Source organism: Mycobacteriales bacterium (assembly GCA_040902655.1).
In the GTDB taxonomy this organism is placed as follows: domain Bacteria; phylum Actinomycetota; class Actinomycetes; order Mycobacteriales; family SCTD01; genus SCTD01.
In genome coordinates this window covers 1-2,648 of the sequence record JBBDWV010000042.1, presented here as the reverse complement: position 1 = coordinate 2,648, position 2,648 = coordinate 1, and the positions used below count along the sequence as shown (strand labels likewise).

Here is a 2,648-nt window from a genome sequence, read left to right as displayed (position 1 = left end):
TGCCTGTTCACGACGCGCCCGAACCAGCCACTACTCGCGGATCTGGGTCAGACGGTCACGGGCGGCGCGCTCCGCTGCGATCCGGCTGCGCGTCGGCAACCAACGCGGCCGCCACGTCGCGCAGCCTCGTGTTGCTGGTCAGCGACCGCCGGACGACTTCGGTGAACGCGTCCTCGGTGGACAAGCTGCGGCGGGCCATCAGGAGCCCACACGCCTGGGCGACAAGGGGCGGGTGCGAGCACTCCGGCGAGCGCTCCCGGTCCAGACCCGGTATAGCGTGCGGAGGCATGACCGTCGTCCGCAGCATCCTCTTGTTCGTCCTTGCAGCCGTTGCGGAGATCGGCGGGGCCTGGCTCGTCTGGCAGGGCGTACGCGAGAACAAGGGGCTGCTCTGGATCGGCGCGGGGATCATCGCGCTCGGGGCCTACGGCTTCGTGGCGACGTTGCAGCCGGACGCAGAGTTTGGGCGCATCCTCGCCGCCTACGGCGGTGTGTTCGTCGCCGGCAGCCTGCTCTGGGGCATGGTCGCTGACGGCTTCAAGCCCGACCGGTACGACCTGATCGGCGCAGCGGTGTGCCTCGCGGGCGTGGCCGTGATCATGTACGCGCCACGAGCCGGAGTTCTCGACTCCTAGCGCCCAGCTGGCGTGGTTGGCGGTTGCCGATGGCCCGGAACTGGACCTAGTGGTCCGTCTGTGAATTAGCGGCGGAGAGGTCGGCGCGCCTAACAGATGTCTGCGATATAGCAGGGGATCATATGGTCATGCCTGTTATGACTGCCCCGGCCTTGTCCTTGACGTCGACGCAGCGCGTTGAGTTGAAGCGGATGGCGACGTCGACGTCGTTGCCGCACCGGCAGGTGCTTCAGGCCAAGGCGTTGCTGTGGGCCGGTGAGGGGGTGGCCAATCAGGAGATCGCGCGGCGCTGTCAGGTCACGCCCGACGCGGTTCGGCGGTGGCGGACCCGGTTTGCCGAGCAGGGCGTGGACGGCGTCGGGAAGATCGCCAAAGGGCGTGGCCGCAAGTCCCCGCTGACCGAGGGCACGGTCGCGGAGATCGTGCGGGTGACCTGTCAGGAGAAGCCGACCGACGGCGGGACGCACTGGACGACCCGGTTGCTGGCCAAGCGGTTCGGCCTCGGCAAGGACACCATCGCCAAGGTCTGGGCCGACCACAACCTCAAGCCGTGGAAGGTCAGCACCTTCAAGGTCTCCAACGACCCGAACTTCGAGGCCAAGCTCGTCGACGTCGTCGGGCTGTACATCAACCCGCCCAAGCGGGCGGTCGTTTTCAGCTTCGATGAGAAGACCCAGTGCCAGGCGATGGACCGCACCCAGCCGAGCCTGCCGATGGTGCCCGGGCCGGGCCGGCACGATGACCCACGACTACAAACGCCACGGCACCACCGACCTGTTCGCCGCGATGAACGTGGCGACCGGTGAGGTCCTGACGCACTGTCAGAAGGGCCACACCGCCAAGGACGTGCTGCGGTTCTTCAAGCAGATCGACGCCACCGTGCCGCGCGGTCTGGCCGTGCACGTCGTGCTGGACAACCTGTCCGCGCACAAGGCCCCCGAGATCCAGAAGTGGCTGGCGCACAAGGACCGGCGCCGCTGGCACCTGCACTTCACGCCGACCTCGAGCTCCTGGACCAACCTCATCGAACGCTGGTTCAAAGAACTCACCGACCGCATGCTCAAGCGAGGCGTGTTCACCAGCGTCCCGGAGCTCGAGACCGCGATCCTGGACTGGGCAGCGCAGTGGAACAGCGACCCCAAGCCCTTCGTCTGGAAAACCACCGCAGAGGACATCATCGAAAAGGTCCAGCGAGGCCGCGCAGCACTGACCCGCAAGATCAATTCAACGACGGACCACTAGCCTCCACACATGGACGTTCGACTCCTCTACTTCGACGGCTGCCCCCCGACGGATGCCGTCACCCGGCGCTGATGTCGCCGAGCTGCACCTCGACCCAGCGGTGCACGTCGTGCGTCCGCACGCGGCGGGCCATCGCGGACATGGCGCGGCGGCGTGCTGGCTCCGGCACTGTCAGCGCCTGCTCCATCAGCAGGGACAGGCCGTCCACGTCGAACGGGTTGCACAGCAGCGCGTCCCGCAGCTCCACCGCCGCGCCGGTGAACTCGCTGAGCAGCAGCACGCCTGCGCAGCCGCGGGCGGCCTGCACCGCGACGTACTCCTTGGCCACCAGGTTCATGCCGTCGACCAGCGGCGTGACGAGCATGACGTCGGCGGCCGCGTAGTACGCCGCGAGTGCCTGGGGCGGCAGGGAGCGGTAGAGGTAGTGGACCGGGACGTCCTTGCCCGGCCGCGTGAACCGGCCGTTGATGCGGCCGGTGATCTGCTCGACCTGGCTGCGCAGCTGGCGGTATTCCAGGACGTCGTCGCGGCTGGGCACCGCGACCTGCACCAGGACCACGCGGTCGCGCAGGTCCGCGCGACGCTCCAGCAGCGCCTCGAACGCCAGCAATCGCTCGATGATCCCCTTGGTGTAGTCCAGCCGATCCACGCCGAGCAGCACCGGGCGCCCGTCGAACTGCTCCCGCAGGAGCGCCACGTCCTCGTCGGCCTGGTCAGACCCTGATTTTGCAGCCGAGTGGAGCTGGCGTCGTGTCGTGAACGCGAAAGTGC

Annotated in this window: 3 protein-coding genes and 1 pseudogene; 2 read left to right on the top strand and 2 right to left on the bottom strand. The window is 67.9% G+C overall.

Features of this window, described 5'->3' with window-relative positions; translation table 11 throughout:
* Window positions 1–55 precede the first annotated feature (55 nt).
* Window positions 56–289: an ANTAR domain-containing protein gene (locus WD794_12015; GenBank protein ID MEX2291035.1), complete on the bottom strand. Its 234-nt coding sequence runs from the start codon at window positions 287–289 to the stop codon at window positions 56–58.
* Between WD794_12015 and WD794_12010 the strand changes: the two genes are divergently transcribed.
* Window positions 288–635 (top strand): YnfA family protein, encoded by a 348-nt coding sequence (locus WD794_12010; GenBank protein MEX2291034.1) that lies wholly within the window; start codon window positions 288–290, stop codon window positions 633–635. The two genes, WD794_12015 and WD794_12010, sit on opposite strands and share 2 nt — an antisense overlap.
* A gap of 122 nt (window positions 636–757) precedes the next feature.
* Window positions 758–1,877 (top strand): annotated as a pseudogene (locus tag WD794_12005) (IS630 family transposase).
* A 58-nt stretch (window positions 1,878–1,935) separates the two neighbouring features.
* Here the strand turns inward: WD794_12005 and WD794_12000 are convergent.
* On the bottom strand, window positions 1,936–2,648 hold a 713-nt coding region (locus WD794_12000), incomplete at its 5' end, for a trehalose-6-phosphate synthase (protein MEX2291033.1).